Origin of the sequence: Marinobacter shunpengi (assembly GCF_045449695.1) — a bacterium.
In the GTDB taxonomy this organism is placed as follows: Bacteria; Pseudomonadota; Gammaproteobacteria; order Pseudomonadales; family Oleiphilaceae; genus Marinobacter.
Genome location: NZ_JBJJKZ010000002.1, coordinates 151,424 through 166,334, shown reverse-complemented (window position 1 = coordinate 166,334; position 14,911 = coordinate 151,424). Strand labels below are relative to the sequence as shown.

At 61.5% G+C, this 14,911-nt stretch carries 14 protein-coding genes and 1 riboswitch; of the genes, 6 read left to right on the top strand and 8 right to left on the bottom strand.

All coding sequences use genetic code 11. From position 1 onward, the window contains the following. Positions 1–29: 29 nt before the first annotated feature. The 5 genes from ACJO2E_RS01170 to thiC all read right to left on the bottom strand — a co-directional run bounded on the left by ACJO2E_RS01170 (position 30) and on the right by thiC (position 5,126). The gene (locus ACJO2E_RS01170; protein ID WP_406961073.1) at positions 30–632 is read right to left on the bottom strand and encodes a YqiA/YcfP family alpha/beta fold hydrolase; all 603 of its coding nucleotides are present in this window, start codon (positions 630–632) and stop codon (positions 30–32) included. A 102-nt stretch (positions 633–734) separates the two neighbouring features. Beyond that, positions 735–1,571, bottom strand: coding sequence for a 3',5'-cyclic-AMP phosphodiesterase (cpdA, locus tag ACJO2E_RS01165; protein ID WP_406961071.1), 837 nt, complete (start codon positions 1,569–1,571; stop codon positions 735–737). 130 nt (positions 1,572–1,701) lie between these two features. Then, positions 1,702–2,190: a DUF1249 domain-containing protein gene (locus tag ACJO2E_RS01160; RefSeq protein WP_328190406.1), complete on the bottom strand. Its 489-nt coding sequence runs from the start codon at positions 2,188–2,190 to the stop codon at positions 1,702–1,704. After that, positions 2,187–2,822, bottom strand: coding sequence for an NUDIX domain-containing protein (locus ACJO2E_RS01155; RefSeq protein WP_406961069.1), 636 nt, complete (start codon positions 2,820–2,822; stop codon positions 2,187–2,189). Before ACJO2E_RS01155 ends, ACJO2E_RS01160 begins: the two co-directional genes overlap by 4 nt. A 426-nt stretch (positions 2,823–3,248) precedes the next feature. After that, positions 3,249–5,126 carry a phosphomethylpyrimidine synthase ThiC gene (gene thiC, locus ACJO2E_RS01150; protein ID WP_406961067.1) on the bottom strand — a complete coding sequence of 626 codons (1,878 nt, stop codon included), beginning with the start codon at positions 5,124–5,126 and terminating at the stop codon, positions 3,249–3,251. A gap of 105 nt (positions 5,127–5,231) precedes the next feature. Beyond that, positions 5,232–5,346: riboswitch (TPP riboswitch) on the bottom strand. A 233-nt stretch (positions 5,347–5,579) separates the two neighbouring features. On the opposite strand from thiC, the gene ACJO2E_RS01145 reads away from it, so the two are divergent. Then, on the top strand, positions 5,580–6,962 hold the full coding sequence (locus ACJO2E_RS01145; RefSeq protein WP_406961065.1) for a TolC family outer membrane protein: 1,383 nt from the start codon (positions 5,580–5,582) through the stop codon (positions 6,960–6,962). Positions 6,963–7,004: 42 nt separating this feature from the next. On the opposite strand, the gene waaA is transcribed toward ACJO2E_RS01145, so the two are convergent. Beyond that, positions 7,005–8,270, bottom strand: a complete 1,266-nt coding sequence (waaA, locus tag ACJO2E_RS01140; protein ID WP_406961063.1) for a lipid IV(A) 3-deoxy-D-manno-octulosonic acid transferase — start codon at positions 8,268–8,270, stop codon at positions 7,005–7,007. Between the two features lie 132 nt (positions 8,271–8,402). On the opposite strand from waaA, the gene lpxL reads away from it, so the two are divergent. The 5 genes from lpxL (at position 8,403) to ACJO2E_RS01115 (ending at position 13,430) form a co-directional block, all read left to right on the top strand. Further along, on the top strand, positions 8,403–9,350 hold the full coding sequence (lpxL, locus tag ACJO2E_RS01135; RefSeq protein WP_406961061.1) for an LpxL/LpxP family Kdo(2)-lipid IV(A) lauroyl/palmitoleoyl acyltransferase: 948 nt from the start codon (positions 8,403–8,405) through the stop codon (positions 9,348–9,350). A 106-nt stretch (positions 9,351–9,456) separates the two neighbouring features. Beyond that, on the top strand, positions 9,457–10,368 hold the full coding sequence (locus tag ACJO2E_RS01130; protein WP_406961059.1) for a lysophospholipid acyltransferase family protein: 912 nt from the start codon (positions 9,457–9,459) through the stop codon (positions 10,366–10,368). A 107-nt stretch (positions 10,369–10,475) separates the two neighbouring features. Beyond that, positions 10,476–11,324 (top strand): glycosyltransferase family 2 protein, encoded by an 849-nt coding sequence (locus tag ACJO2E_RS01125; protein ID WP_406961057.1) that lies wholly within the window; start codon positions 10,476–10,478, stop codon positions 11,322–11,324. Continuing rightward, a complete protein-coding gene (locus tag ACJO2E_RS01120; RefSeq protein ID WP_406961055.1) occupies positions 11,317–12,504 on the top strand; it encodes a glycosyltransferase in 1,188 nt (395 codons plus the stop codon). Before ACJO2E_RS01125 ends, ACJO2E_RS01120 begins: the two co-directional genes overlap by 8 nt. Beyond that, on the top strand, positions 12,501–13,430 hold the full coding sequence (locus ACJO2E_RS01115) for a sulfotransferase (RefSeq protein WP_406961053.1): 930 nt from the start codon (positions 12,501–12,503) through the stop codon (positions 13,428–13,430). The genes ACJO2E_RS01120 and ACJO2E_RS01115 overlap by 4 nt, the downstream gene beginning before the upstream one ends. A gap of 62 nt (positions 13,431–13,492) precedes the next feature. Here ACJO2E_RS01115 and ACJO2E_RS01110 read toward each other — a convergent pair whose 3' ends face one another. Beyond that, positions 13,493–14,278 (bottom strand): phosphocholine cytidylyltransferase family protein, encoded by a 786-nt coding sequence (locus ACJO2E_RS01110; protein ID WP_406961051.1) that lies wholly within the window; start codon positions 14,276–14,278, stop codon positions 13,493–13,495. Next, a complete protein-coding gene (locus ACJO2E_RS01105; protein ID WP_406961049.1) occupies positions 14,266–14,910 on the bottom strand; it encodes a gamma-glutamyl-gamma-aminobutyrate hydrolase family protein in 645 nt (214 codons plus the stop codon). Before ACJO2E_RS01105 ends, ACJO2E_RS01110 begins: the two co-directional genes overlap by 13 nt. Between the last annotated feature and the right edge of the window lies 1 nt (position 14,911).

Sequence of the window (14,911 nt, the reverse complement as noted above, 5' to 3'; positions counted from 1 at the left end):
TTGTCCATGGCTGGAGAATTTGCCGCAGTTTACCGGAAACCGCGCTGGAACAGGAACGCCAGAATCGCCGGCACCACCCTTTCGAACCGCTGGAAACGGTGATCGCCACCGGGCTGGATCCACGTCCTCGCCCCCGGATGCTTGGCCAGGACTTCCCGGTAGTCGAGGGTCTCGTCGGCAGTCTGCACAAGGATGAACAGTTTTTCGCCATCCACGAGCTCACCGGGTTCCATCGCTTCAAGGGTAGACGTATGGTCGGCGGTCAGCTCGTAGTGCTCACCGGTATAGGGATTGTACTGTGGTCCCAGGTGATCCTGCAGCAACCGGTGGGGCCAGGCTGCTGGATTGATCAGGGCAGCCCTGATGCCCATACGGGCAGACAGCACAGAGGCAAAGAATCCTCCCATGGAACTGCCGATAATCCCGACAGGCCGGTTACCCGCCGACGCTACGGCCTCAACGGCCCGTTCCAGCGCCCGCTGCGGGTCGAACCCCAGTTCCGGCACCACCAGCTCCACCTCCGGCGCCAGCTCCGGCAAAAGGGTGCGAAGCTCCGAGACCTTCTGGGATTGCGGGGAACTGTTAAAGCCGTGGAGATAGACCACTACGGGGCCGTTTCCTGGAGAGGTCATGGGATATGCCTGATGTATTGACTGCAAGGATGGTCAGTCTACCCGGAGCCGCCAGCGTTGTGGAGGGCCCTGGAGAGCCGGCGAGATCAGACGTGAACCCGTTCAATAGCCGGTACTGTCGGTGTCCAGTTCGTAGCGGAAATCCGTGGCGCGCTCCACGCCGGTCCTGATGGTGCCATCGCTGCGCAGATCCAGCCAGCGGAACCCGGGCGCCAGCCGTTCTACCGAGAAATCGGTGGACCCAGCCTCAAACTGGATGCAGGTGGATGGCGTGGCCAGCAGCCGGACATCGCCACGGTAAAGATCCAGATCCTGGTGGATATGCCCCCAGAGTACCGCCCGGACGTTGTCGAAGCGGTCGATGACCCGCCAGAAATCATCACGATTGGTCAGACCGATGGCGTTCATCCACTGGGTCCCGATCTCGATCGGGTGATGGTGAAGACTGACCAGTGCCGGGCGCCCGGGATACGCTGCCAGCGCCTCTTCCAGGAACGCCAGCTCCTCCGGCTCCAGGTAGCCGTGAACCTGCCCTTTCACCGATGAGTCCAGCATGATTACCTGCCACTGACCGATCAGCAGATGGCGCCCGGCGGCGTTATGGCGCTCGGCAACCCGGGTCAGCAGGTCACTGTCATCATGGTTCCCGGCCACCCAGCTCTCCGGGCAGCCAAACACGGACACCTGGCGGGCAAATTCCTGGTAGGCGGTCTCGGAGGCGTCCTGGGCCAGGTCACCGGTCGCCAGCAACAGGTCCGGATGGCCATACCGGGTCCGTGCGCACTGCACCACGGCGTCCAGGCTCTCACGGGTACGGACCCCCAGAAGGGTGCCGTCCGTATCGGCCATCAGATGCGGGTCGGTAATCTGAAGTACCCGCGCGGCCCGGCCATTGGCGGGACTGACCGTCACGGGTGACCTGTGCTCAAGTGCTGGCATTGCATTATTCATCCGTCTACCAATGGTCTAGATACTAGACGGATTTTACGCACACAACTTAAACATCAGTCACAAGTCGGAGGGAATATGGAGGGACCTTTTACAATAGTTTACCGAAAGGATGAGATTATCAGCCTTCTACGCCGTCAGAGTGGCGCCATTGGCTACGCTCAGGGGTGACATGACCAAATCGCAGGCAGTAATCCAGCCAGTCCGCCACGAAGCCGTTGAGCTGGACCTTCTCGTCCGGGTGGTGCATAAAGCGATTGGGGTAATCATTCACGGCGGCAATCTGGCGATTACCGTAGAAACTGATCACCTCGGCCATGCTGGCATCGTGGTAAACCCTGACCGTCAGTTCCGGGTTGTTCAGCCAGCGGCCACTGTTATGAACCTGCTCAAGCAGCAGGGTTTCCGTGTAGCGGGTCTGCTGGAGCACGGAGATGCTGACCCGCCCCAGGTAATGGGACTCCCGGTGCAGGTCAAACTGGAGCACGTCACTGTCGTTGGTCTCCAGGTTGCGCAGGCGGCGCAGGCGCTGGTAATTACCCTCGCACAGCGCCCCCAGGCGCTGTAGATCGGGCACATACCGGTTCCGGCGAAGCGTGGTGACAGTCATGCACGACTCCATTCGTTGCGCAGGCGATCACGGTTCAGTTGCAACCACTGGATGGCCATGATGGCAGCCGCGTTGTTCACCCGGCCATCACGGATCATGTCGAAGGTTTCCGTGGCGCTGAAGACGTGGGCACGGATGTCCTCGTGCTCGTGGTCCAGGCCAAACAGGCCGCCAGCGTTTTCGGTGCTCACCTGGCCGGCATACAGGTAGACCATTTCCGTCGTGCCCCCCGGAGACACCAGGTATTCACAGATTTTCTCGAGACGGGCGAAGGACAGTCCTGCTTCTTCTTCCGCTTCCCGTTGCGCGACCTCTTCGGGCTTTTCGCCCTCTTCGTTCATACCCGCCACCAATTCCAGCAGCCAAGGGGACTGGTCCCGGCCAATAGCACCCAGGCGGAACTGCTCCAGCAGCACGACTTCGTCCCGCACCGGGTCATAGGGCAGCACGCAGGTGGCATCACCACGCACGAACAGCTCACGGGTAAACTCCGACATCGTGCCGCCATCAAAGCGGGGGTGGCTGAGCAGGAGTTTGTCCATGCGGAAGAAGCCCTGGAATACGGTTTCCCGCTTATGGACCTGCACGTCGCTGGCCTTGAACTGGAATGGTTCTGGCGTCTTCTCGGTCATGGTGTTTCCGGGCTGTCTGAGTCGTTAGGCGTGATGAGGAACGATAGCCGGATGGTGCGCTGCTTTGCAAGTTGGTTTGTGGTGGTTTGGACCTGGGAGCACAGGAAGTCAGGGCGATGAAGCTTTTCCGGACACGCCGTGAATACATCCCTGTAGGCTCTTCAAAAACGTCCCTGTTTTTGAAGGTCCGGAAAAACTCCCTCACCCTGCCTTCCTCCATACCTCTTACGGGGATTCAACAGGAGGAGGCAAGAGAACCCGCGTCAACTCGCGGCTTAACGGAGACAGGTTGAGAACACTTTTCCGGACCGTCGAGCGCCAGGGAAGGCGCTCGTCGAGCCCTACAGGGACGTACTTGCCGGGCGTGTCCGGAAAAGTGTTATCGACCTGTCGCCCAGGCACCAAACCAACCAGTCTGGGAACGATCTAAACGCGGTCGTAAATTTTGGCCCCGGAAGCCACAAACTCCTCGGCTTTCTCCTTCATGCCGGCATCCACAGCCTCCACATCATCGAGACCATGCTCCCTGGCATATTCCCGAACCTCCTGGGAAATCTGCATGGAGCAAAACTTGGGACCGCACATGGAACAGAAGTGAGCCACCTTGGCGGACTCCTTGGGCAAAGTCTCATCGTGGAACGCCCGGGCCGTGTCCGGATCCAGGCCCAGGTTGAACTGATCCTCCCAGCGGAACTCGAACCGCGCCTTGGACAGGGCATTGTCCCGGATCTGCGCGCCCGGATGGCCCTTGGCCAGGTCCGCCGCATGGGCCGCGATCTTGTAGGTGATGATGCCCGTCTTCACGTCATCCTTGTTTGGCAGCCCCAGGTGCTCCTTGGGTGTGACGTAGCACAGCATGGCGCAGCCATACCAGCCGATCATCGCCGCCCCGATACCGGAGGTGATGTGATCGTAGCCAGGGGCAATGTCGGTGGTCAGCGGTCCGAGGGTATAGAACGGCGCCTCGTCGCAGCACTCAAGCTGTTTGTCCATATTCTCCTTGATCAGGTGCATGGGCACATGGCCCGGACCTTCGATCATGCACTGGACATCATGCTTCCAGGCGATCTTCGTCAGCTCGCCCAGGGTTTCCAGCTCGCCGAACTGGGCCGCATCATTGGCGTCGGCGATGGAGCCCGGACGCAGGCCGTCCCCGAGACTGAAGGACACATCGTAAGCCTTCATGATCTCGCAGATATCCTCGAAGTGCTCGTACAGGAAGCTCTCCCGGTGATGGGCCAGGCACCACTTGGCCATGATCGAACCGCCGCGGGACACGATACCGGTGGTCCGGCTGGCGGTCAGGGGCACATGGTGGAGCCGCACACCGGCATGGATAGTGAAGTAATCCACCCCCTGCTCCGCCTGTTCAATCAGCGTGTCCCGGAAGATCTCCCAGGTCAGGTCCTCGGCGACACCGCCCACCTTCTCCAGGGCCTGATAGATGGGCACGGTGCCGATGGGGACCGGCGAGTTGCGGATGATCCATTCCCGGGTCTCGTGGATGTTCTTGCCGGTGGACAGGTCCATGACGGTGTCGGAACCCCAGCGGATGCCCCAGGTCAGCTTTTCCACCTCCTCTTCGATGGACGAACTGACGGCGGAGTTGCCGATATTTCCGTTGATCTTCACCAGGAAGTTGCGACCGATGATCATCGGCTCGGTTTCCGGGTGGTTGATATTGGCGGGGATGATCGCCCGGCCTTTAGCCACTTCCTCCCGAACGAATTCCGGCGTGATCTCCGGAGGCAGGTTGGCGCCGAAGGATTGCCCCGGATGCTGCTGGTCCGCCAGGCCATTTTCCCGGGCCTCCTGTAACTTCATGTTCTCCCGGATCGCGATATATTCCATTTCCGGGGTGATGATCCCCTGACGGGCGTAATGCATCTGGGAGACATTGCGGCCCGGCTTTGCCCGCAACGGCTTGCGCTCATCCATGAATCTGAGCGGATCCAGTTGCGGATCTTTCATTCGACGGCGGGTGAACTCCGATGAATAGTCCGCCAGTTGCTCGGTATCGCCACGCTCGGCAATCCAGCCGGCTCGGAGCGGCTGAAGGCCTTTGCGCAGGTCAATCCGCGCCTCCGGGTCCGTATAGGGGCCGGAGGTGTCATAAAGCACTACCGGTGGATTCTTCTCGCCCCCCATATCGGTCGGGGTATCGGTTAGCTTGACTTCCCGCATGGGTACTCTGAGGTCCGGGCGGGAGCCCTGGACGTAGACCTTGCGGGACGCAGGCAATGGCTGGATGGCCGCCCCGTCAACACGGGCGGATTCACTGAGAAAGGTTGGAACGTTTGACATGATGCGGACCCTTATTTGTTCATCCTGTGACACGGGCCGCGTATGACGCTGGTGCTGCACAACAGCCACCATGAACCTGAGCAATGGAGACTCGGGCAATGGCTGTTCAGAGCTGTCCTGGATCCCTACGCCGGTTCTAGCCGGATCAGGTTAGCGGGTTCTGCGCTGCAATCTCAGCCGGTCAGCATTGTTTGCTGAACCAGCACCCCGTCAAGACGCGATTCTGTGGGCCTGCAGGATTATACGGACGTCGGATATCGAACAACCGGGCAACCTGTCAGACCTCTAATGGCACACCTGAAAAACAGTGCACGGACCAAGTCTAGAGATCCGTTGATTTATTGTCCATAATGAACCACCGCTGTTATTAATAAGCTTGGTAACTGAAGAAGTTACAGTCACATGAATCGCCGGCCCCGTCAGGGCAGAGGGGGCGACACTTTGGGAGAACACATGAAAAAGCAACTGCTATGCGGCCTGATCGGTCTTTTCACGGCCCGGGCCGCACTTGGCCTTGATCTGGTGGAGAGCTACGAAAAGGCCCTCTCCTACGACTCCGGCATCGCCGCCGCGGAAGCCTCCCTGGAAGCCCAGGAGGCCGGCTCGGATGTGACTCGCAGCGCGCTGCTGCCACAGATCGGCGCCTACGGAAACGCCAACCACTATGACATCGACGGCCCCAGCCAGGACAACTCCTACAAAAGCTTCAGCTACGGGGTCCAGCTGTCCCAGCCGCTGTTCCAGGCCGACGCCTGGTTCGCCTACGACGCCGCCAAGTTCCAGACCGAGGCCGCACGGGCCGAGTACAACCTGGCCCAACAGCAACTGATACTGGATGTGGCCGAGGCCTACTTTAACGTACTCCGCGCGGCCGACACCCTCACCGCCACGGAAGCCGCCGAGAACGCTATCGAGCGTCAGTATGAACAGGCCCAGGAGCGCTTTGATGTAGGCCTGATTGCCATCACCGATGTCTACGAATCCCGTGCCAGCTTCGACGACGCCACCAGTCGCCGCATTGCCGCCGAGAACGACCTGGATATCGCCCGGGAGCGGCTCTCACGCCTGACCGGCGAGTACGCTGAAGACATCGAGAACCTGGAACAGGAATTCCCGCTGATGCAGCCCACTCCGGCGGACCCGCAGAAGTGGGAGACCACGGCCCTGGAACAGAACTGGCAGATCCAGACCGCCATCCGGGAGCTCCAGGCCAGTAAGGCCAACCTCGACGAGGCCAAGGCCGGCCACTACCCAACCGTGGAGCTGACCGCCTCCCTGGGCCGGCAACGGCTGGACAACGTGGAACTGAGCACGCCAACCCCGGGTGGCCAGCAGGACGGCACCACCACCGAAGGCGTTATCGGCCTGAGCCTCAATGTGCCCCTTTACGCCGGTGGCGGCATCCAGGCCGGAGTCCGTCAACAGCGTGCCGCCGTGGATGTGCGGGACAACAATCTGGCGACCACCCGCCGGGACGTACGGGTCAACACCCGCAGCCTCTACCGCACGATCAACACCAATATCGAAACGGCCTCCGCCCTGAAGCAGACCATTGTCTCACGCCGCAGCGCACTGGACGCTACTCTGGCCGGCTATGATGTTGGCACCCGGAATATCGTGGAAGTGCTGGACGCGGAACAGGCCTACTATGTAGCGCTCAGGGATTACGCCAATGCCCGTTACGACTACGTGGTCAACTCTCTGCGCCTGAAACAGGCGGCGGGCACCCTCAGCCCCCAGGACATCATTGAGCTGAACAAATGGCTCAGCGAGACGGCCCCGGGCATTGAGGCACTGGCCACCGAGGACGAAACCCTGGACGATCCTACCCAGTAAAGACGGGTTCTGGCGTGCGCGGTGGAAAGGCGCGCAAGCGCTTCAGGCAGTTTTGTCGAGCCGATCGAGGATGCCCCCGACCACCCGGTCCAGGGCGCCTCGGTTGGCGTTCACCACGTCCAGGGCTGCCTTCCCCAGGGTTGCGGCACGTTCTCCGTCGGCCAGCAGCTCACCCACCTGTCCGGCGAGATCCGCCTCGCCCTGTATCCGGACCAGTCCCTGGCCGGCCTCCAACTGACGATAGACCGTCTCGAAGTTGAACACATGGGGGCCGGTGACCACCGGCATGCCCCAGGCCGCCGGCTCCAGCGGATTGTGCCCGCCCCGCTCGATCAGCGAGCCGCCCACGAAGGCCACATCCGCCGCCCCGTACAGCACCATCAGTTCACCCATGGTATCGCCCAGGTAGACCTGCGCCTCTCCGACCGCCCCCCCCGACGACCGCCGTACCTGTGAGAAACCACGACTGTCGGTCAGTGCCGCCACCGAATCGAAACGGTCCGGGTGCCGGGGCACCAGTACCAGCAGGGTATCCGGGAGCTTTTCCAGAATCCGGGCATGGGCGTCGAGGAGCTGCTCATCCTCCCCCTCGTGGGTACTGGCGGCAATCCATACCGGTCGCGCGCCAATACCTTGTCTCAGGTCATTGGCGCGCGCCCGCACCTGGTCGGTGATGTTTACATCAAACTTGATACTACCGGTGACAGATACAGAATCCGGTCGGGCACCAATGTCCACAAACCGCGCGGCATCGTCCTCGGCCTGGGCCGCGATCCAGTCGAGGCGCTCAAGAAGGGATCTGACCCAACCACCGATACGCTGGTAGCCGCGGGCGGAACGTTCCGACAAGCGGGCATTGATCAGGAACACCGGACACTGATGACGACTGGTCTCCACGATAAGGTTGGGCCAGAGTTCGGTTTCCATGATCACCAGGGCCCGGGGCCTGACCCGGCGGACAAAGCGGCGTACGGCACCAGGGGTATCAAACGGGGCATAGGCATAGAGCGCCCGGTCACCAAACAGGGACCGGGCCTGGGCAGCGCCGGTCGCAGTCATGGCGGTTACCAGCACCGGCACATCCGGGCGGCGATCCAGAATCGCCTTGACCAGAGGCGCCGAGGCAATGGTTTCACCCACGGAAACCGCATGCACCCAGATCACCGGCTGTTCCGTGGGCGCCACGTGACCCAGCCGCTGCTGCCACCCTTTGTTACTGCCCCCATTGCGGCGGGTCTGCCACCACAGGTAAACCATGGCAAAAGGTAGCAGCAACCGATAGCACAGGGAGTAGACGACGTGCAGCATGGGGGCTCCGTGGTCAAGTGGGACGGCCATTCTAACCAATCATGCCATGAGTGCCACTGACAGCACCAAAGCCGCCCTGATAAACTGCCGGTCTTCAACCTCCGACATTGGCCGACAGGTAGTCCAACCATCGTGAAACGCAAACACCGTAAGCAGGAAAGGGACCTCAACTACAGCCACTATTGGCACCCCCGCTGGTGGCCCACCTGGATCGGCATCGCGATGATGTGGCTGATGTCGCGGCTGCCAATCCGTTGGCAATGGAGTGTGGGCAGGCTCCTGGGGAATCTGGCCTGGCGTTTCATTCCCAAACGCCGCCATATCACCGAGGTCAATATCCGGCGATGCTTCCCGGAGCTTTCCGAACAGGAGCAACAGGCCCTCGTTCGCAAGTCGTTCCAGGCCAATGGTATCGGCATGATGGAGATCGGGCTGGGCTGGTTCCGGGACATGGCCGACCTCAAGGACATTACCCGTGTCCACGGCCTTGAACACCTGGACCGCGCCCGGGAGGGCGGCAAGGGCGTCCTGCTGGTCGGTGGACACTACAGCACCCTGGAAATGGGCGGCAGCCTGGCCACGGAGGTCATGGATGCCGATGTCATGCAACGGGACCATAACAACCCCCTGATGAACGCCGTCATGACCCGGGCCAGGGCGAAACGCTACGGAACCGTACTCGATTCCAAGGACCTGCGTGGGCTGCTGAAACGGCTCAAGCAGAACCGCGCGGTCTGGTACGCCACGGACCAGGACTATGGGCGCAAGGGGATCGTCTTTGCACCTTTCTTCGATATCCCCACCGGCACCATCACCGCCACGTCCCGCATCGCCGAACGGAGCGGCTGTGCGGTGATGCCGTTCAGTCACTTCCGCCGGGAGGATGGTCCCGGCTATGACATCTACTTCCACCCGGCGCTGGAGGACTTCCCCTCTGGCGACGAGCTGGCTGATGCGACCCGCGTGAACGCCACCATCGAACGGGAAATCCGCCGCCAGCCGGACCAGTACCTGTGGATGCACCGCCGCTTCAAGACCCGGCCCAACCGAGACGATCCGGATTTCTACGGCAAGTCGTGACACTAGCGCAGGCGGCGGAACGGTACCGTAGCCCCTACTTGCCGCCCCCGGGCATTGGTGGTAGCTTCCCTTCAGCCGTTTCCGCCCAAGGATCTACCCTACGACTATGGCGATTACCAGAACCTCACTCGCCGTGTTTGCCCTGCGCCAGGCCGGCAAACTCTCGCTACGCATGGCCCAGCGCATTGGCCGTGTCATCGGCACAGTGAGCTGGTGGTTCCCGTCCCGTTCAAAAAAAGTAACCACCGCCAATATCGACCTGTGCTTCCCCGAACTGTCTGCAGAACAGCGTCACCGGCTGATCCGCTCCAGCCTGCGCCACACCGGGCAGACCTACCTGGAAATCCCCCTGATGTGGGAATGGCCGGTGGAAAAATGCATGGCCCTGATCCGGGACGTGGAAGGCCTGGAGTTGGTGGACCAGGCCCTGGAGAACGGCAAGGGCGTGGTCCTGCTGGCGCCCCATCTGGGCAACTGGGAACTGGCGGGCATCTACTTCTCCACCCGCTACCACATGGCCGCCCTGTACAGCCCGCCCCACCTGCCCGACTTCGAGGACTATATGATCCGCGTCCGCGAACGTGCGGGATCGGTACTGGTACGAGGCGACCGGAGGGGGCTGGCCCGCATGGTGGGCATCCTCAAGGGCGGCGGCATTGCCGGCATCCTGCCAGACCAGAGCCCCCACAAGAACAGCGGTTACGCCTATGGCCCCTTCTTCGGCATCGATGTGCGCACCATGACCCTGGCCTCCAAGATGATCGCCAAGTCCGGCGCCGCCGCCTTTACCACCTTTGCCGAGCGCCTGAAGGACGGTGAAGGCTTCCGCATCATCATCCGCCCAACCGAGCAGGGAATCGACAGCAGGGACCCGGTGGAAGCAGTCTCGGCCCTGAACCTGTCCGTGGAGAAATGCGTGCGGGAAATCCCCGAGCAGTACCAATGGGAGTACAAACGTTTTCGCCACCGCACGCCCGGGGAAATCAATCCTTACAACCCCGCCAAGCGATGCAAATAGCGTCCTGCTCCGCATTTTTCCGGACAGGCATGGGCGAGCGCCCGTGTGTATACTGTGTCACTGTTTCCGACCACTGAACGCATCCGGTTTCCATGACAGCGACTGATATGCCAGCTACCGACATTACGCCCCAGTCCATCGGTGTCGTCATCACCACCTACAATTCCCCGGCCTGGCTGGAGAAGGTGCTGATCGGCTACGAGAACCAGGCTGACCCGGATTTCCGGGTGATTGTCGCGGACGACGGCTCCACCGGGGACACCCGGGCGCTGATCGACCGGTTCCGCGATCGTGGCACCCTCACCATCGACCATGTGTGGCATGAGGACCAGGGGTTTCGCAAGTGCCAGATACTGAACAAGGCGATCCGGGAGACCGACTGTGACTACCTGATCTTCACGGACGGTGACTGCATCCCCGAGCCGGGCTTTATCGCAACCCACAGGCGCCTGGCACAACCCGGTTACTTCCTGTCCGGTGGATACATCAAGCTCACCATGCCGGTATCGGAGAAGATCAGCGAAGAGGATATCCGCTCGGCGGTCATCTTCAACCCGCAATGGCTGGTGGCCAACGGCCAGCCCAGAAACCATAAGCTGTGGAAGCTCTCCCCGTCACAGGGATTCAGGAAACTGCTCAATGCCGTCACGCCCGCCGCCGCGAGCTGGAATGGCATGAACAGCTCCACCTGGACCCGGGACCTGATGGCCGTCAATGGTTTTAACGAGGACATGCAGTACGGTGGACTGGACCGGGAGCTGGGTGAGCGCTTGTGGAACTACGGCCACAAGTCAAAGCAGATCCGCTACAGCACCGTGTGCCTGCACCTGGATCACGCCCGGGGCTACTCCAGGCCGGAGATCTGGGAGAAAAACCGGGCCATCCGCAAGGCCGTGAAGGAGCATCGCACCTTCTGGGCGGAAAACGGTATCGAGAAGTCGCGCCCCGATGCCTGATCATCAGACGTCCGCTCGCCCGATGCGAACCCTGGTTATCATCCACAGCCTGAAGATGGGGGGCATGGAGCGGGTTGCCGTCAACCTGGCGGATGCCTTTGCCGGCGAGGGCCATGACAGCCACCTGCTGACCTGCCGCAACCGTCCCAATGACCTGAAACCGGCCGACAACCGGGTGACCCTGCACCACTGGGACCAGTTCCAGCAACTGATGAAGTCGGTGGTCGGCATTCCGGTCTTTCTACTCTCACGACTGTTTCTTGGCGTGGTCCTGCCCCGCTCCCATTTCATGTGGGTGGGATGGCTTCAGGGCTGGTTGCTGAAACGCCATATCCACAAACTCGAACAACAGCATGGCCGGTTTGACCGGATCATTTTCCGGGGCCTGGGCACCTTCAAGTACTTCTGGTCGTTCCGGGATGACCGCTGCACCTACGTGCTGGAGAACGTTATCCACTATGACCGTCCCCTGTGGCAAAAGAAGTGGGAATGGCAGCTGGTGTTCCAGGGCCGGCACCTGGTGTGCGTATCCTCCGGCGTTGAGGATTCCGCCCGGGAAGCCTTCTCAAAAGGCTCTATCACGCCCAGAAGCCTTCGCGTCATCACCAACCCCTGCCCGGTAGAACAAATCCGAACCCAGGCCGAGCAGACGGACCCTGATATTCCAGACGCACCCTATATCGTCAATGTTGCCCGGCTGGTTCCCCAGAAGGGGCAGGCGCTGCTGCTGGAAGCCTTCGCCAGGACCCATATCCCACACAAACTGGTCATTGTCGGTGAGGGGCCATTGCGCCAGGAACTTGAACAGAAAGCCCGCAGTCTGGGTGTGGCCGATCGCGTGCTCTTCGCCGGCAAACGAGCCAATCCCTATCCCTGGATGAAGCGGGCCGACCTGTTCGTACTTGCCTCCGAGTATGAGGGGCTGGGCATCGTACTCACCGAGGCCCTGGCCTGTGGCACGCCGATTCTTTCCACGGACAGTCGGGGCGGAGTCCGTTTTGTGTTCCGGGGCGAGCTGGAGCAGTTCCTGACGCCCGCTACCGTGGACGGCCTGGCAGCGGGCCTGGAATCCACGGTGGCCCGACTGCCGATCACCGTACAGGACAAATGGCTGGCACCGTTCCGCAGCGATGTGGTGACCGACGCTTTCCTGTCAGAACCTGAAGCAGCAAGCCTATGAACAGACCCGCGCCTACCCCCCTGAACGTCCTTGTGGCCGGCATCTACTGGTCCGGGTCTGGTGCCGTGGTGGATTACCTGAAAGGGCACCCCGAGTGCCATGTGCCCAAGGGCGAGTTCACCGACTTCAAGCGTCAGGGGCGGCTTGGCACCATGCTGGAATCGGACACCGTGGCCCAGGCCCGGAAGCTGGCCCGCCGCACCTGGCTGGAGACGGCCCTCGGCAAGTTGCCGGCAGCCTGGTGGAAACAGCGGGGCAACCACAATCCCGCCAGCCTGTCCCTGAAGGACCAGGTATTCCATCAGCGACTGAAGCTGACGTACCTGAAAGAGTACCGCCAACACCTGGCCCGCTCCGGTCAGCCAGGTGATGTCACTGCCTGGAACCAGTGGCTGCAGGCCGTGGGCCAGACAATCGCCGGAGACCGCAGGGCCGTCGTCTGGAACCAGCCCATCTGGGTGGGCAAGCATGAGCACACCTGGCCAGGGGTGTTCGAACCCTACCGACTGGTGGTGGTTCACCGGGACCCGGAAGACCAGTTTGCAGAGGTGGTTCGGCAGGGCAAGATCGGCAAGCGGAAATCCGACCCGGCCTTTGACGACAGCGAAACCGACGATGTGGCCTATGTCCTCAAGGGCATTGCCAACAAGCTCGAAGCCCTGGCGGAGTTACAACGGCTGCTGCCGGAAGGGCGACTGCTGAACGTAAGCTTCGAGGCCTTCGTGGAGGATCACGACCGCCAGGCCGCCCGGGTGTGCCGGTTCCTGGGCATGGAGCCGGAACAGGTGCAGGGAGCTCCCTTCAAACCCCACGAATCGGCCCGCAATATCGGTATCGGCCAGACGGACGCCATCCAGCGGACCCTGGCCGGTTACCGCCCCATGGTGGACCGCCTGCGGGAACTGCGGGCAAACCTCCAGGAATAGCTGGTGTCCCGTTTGGTTGATTCGTTGACCTGCCGCGGGACACGAGGGGCATCACGGCCGGATCAGGATTTCTTCAGCCGGCAGTAGGCATCCAGGTCTCCGGAGGTTGCCATGGCTTCATAGGCCTCCAGTTCATCCGCCGTGTCCACTTCCAGCCAGCCGTTATCCACCAGGCAGGCCTTCACCGGCCAGCCGGCATCGATCATACCCTGGATCAGGCTTGTCATGTACATGTTGTCGAAGTCCTTGCCGTCATAGATGGCAGACCGGTCCAGTTCGTCGAAGAACGCCTTGAACCGCGCCACATGATCGCCCCGGATCCTGATCAGCCCCATGTACTGGGCCTGGACCTCATCATAGCTGCCAGGTTTGCGCCCCAGCTCCGTGACATAGCCCTGCTCCTCCATACGGAAGGTTTCCGCATCATCCAGGGGCTCATCCATGCGCAATTGCCAGAGCCGTTTCCATTCACGGTCAGCGGCCAGGCAGACCGGTGCATCACAGTCGAGGACGGCCTGCAGCACGCGGGGTTCGTAGACGATATCCCCATAGCTGATCAGCAGGTCCTCGCCATCAATCATCCGGTCGCGGGCGCAGAACAGGGTGAGCACCATGTTGGTGGCATCGTAACGGGGGTTGAGTACCAGTCCAGCCTGCAAGGTGTCCAGGTCGTCAGCACGGTAACCGCCGATCACGGTAATGTTCTCGCGAACACCACAGGCGGCCATGGCGGCCATCTGGTGATGAAGCAACGGTTTGCCGGACAGGGGCACCATGCACTTGGGCCGGTCGTTGGTATAGGGGCGTAGACGGGTGCCCTGCCCCGCCGCCAGGATCAGTGTCTGCATAAAGGCTCTCTGAATACTTGCAGGAATAGTTGCTGGTCCGGGCCGGTGAATGGCGTTTCCCGCTCCGGGTGCCACATGATACCAACCCATGGCAGGGTGTCATGGGTACAGGCCTCTATCGTGCCATCCGGGGCCTGGCACCGGGCCGTCAGCCCACTGGCCAGACCATCCGGGTGAATAGCCCAGTCATGGAAACTGTTCACCTCCCGGAAGTCGATAAAATCGACCGCACCGGGCAAGAGTTTCAGGCCATGCCTCACCGCTGTATGGCCCTCCACGGGGTCCAGTTGCCCGCCCAGCCAGTGGTTGATCATCTGCATTCCCCGGCAGACCCCCAGCACCGGCATCTTCCGTTCCTTGGCCACGGAAAGCAACGACGCTTCCGTGTGATCACGCTCCGGTGCTGGCTTGCCAGCTCCCGGTAACGAGGACAAATCATTGCCCCCGGTCAGCAACAGGCCTTCTATGCCCAATGCGTCCATCCAGGCGGCAGGTCGCGCCAGTCTATTGGGAACCGGCACCGCCGTCAGCCCCAGACCTTCCAGGAACAGGCCCCATTGCTGGTCCAGGCAATCCCGGCGTTCACCATAGGACTCCACCACTTCCACCCGCTGGGTGATACCAATACGCATG

Excerpts from the sequence above, each read along its gene's own strand:
- ACJO2E_RS01170 (WP_406961073.1), bottom strand. The coding sequence starts at position 632 with ATGACCTCTCCAGGAAACGGCCCCGTAGTGGTCTATCTCCACGGCTTT.
- cpdA (WP_406961071.1), bottom strand. The coding sequence starts at position 1,571 with ATGCCAGCACTTGAGCACAGGTCACCCGTGACGGTCAGTCCCGCCAAT.
- ACJO2E_RS01160 (WP_328190406.1), bottom strand. The coding sequence starts at position 2,190 with ATGACTGTCACCACGCTTCGCCGGAACCGGTATGTGCCCGATCTACAG.
- ACJO2E_RS01155 (WP_406961069.1), bottom strand. The coding sequence starts at position 2,822 with ATGACCGAGAAGACGCCAGAACCATTCCAGTTCAAGGCCAGCGACGTG.
- thiC (WP_406961067.1), bottom strand. The coding sequence starts at position 5,126 with ATGTCAAACGTTCCAACCTTTCTCAGTGAATCCGCCCGTGTTGACGGG.
- ACJO2E_RS01145 (WP_406961065.1), top strand. The coding sequence starts at position 5,580 with ATGAAAAAGCAACTGCTATGCGGCCTGATCGGTCTTTTCACGGCCCGG.
- waaA (WP_406961063.1), bottom strand. The coding sequence starts at position 8,270 with ATGCTGCACGTCGTCTACTCCCTGTGCTATCGGTTGCTGCTACCTTTT.
- ACJO2E_RS01130 (WP_406961059.1), top strand. The coding sequence starts at position 9,457 with ATGGCGATTACCAGAACCTCACTCGCCGTGTTTGCCCTGCGCCAGGCC.
- ACJO2E_RS01125 (WP_406961057.1), top strand. The coding sequence starts at position 10,476 with ATGCCAGCTACCGACATTACGCCCCAGTCCATCGGTGTCGTCATCACC.
- ACJO2E_RS01120 (WP_406961055.1), top strand. The coding sequence starts at position 11,317 with ATGCCTGATCATCAGACGTCCGCTCGCCCGATGCGAACCCTGGTTATC.
- ACJO2E_RS01115 (WP_406961053.1), top strand. The coding sequence starts at position 12,501 with ATGAACAGACCCGCGCCTACCCCCCTGAACGTCCTTGTGGCCGGCATC.
- ACJO2E_RS01110 (WP_406961051.1), bottom strand. The coding sequence starts at position 14,278 with ATGCAGACACTGATCCTGGCGGCGGGGCAGGGCACCCGTCTACGCCCC.
- ACJO2E_RS01105 (WP_406961049.1), bottom strand. The coding sequence starts at position 14,910 with ATGCGTATTGGTATCACCCAGCGGGTGGAAGTGGTGGAGTCCTATGGT.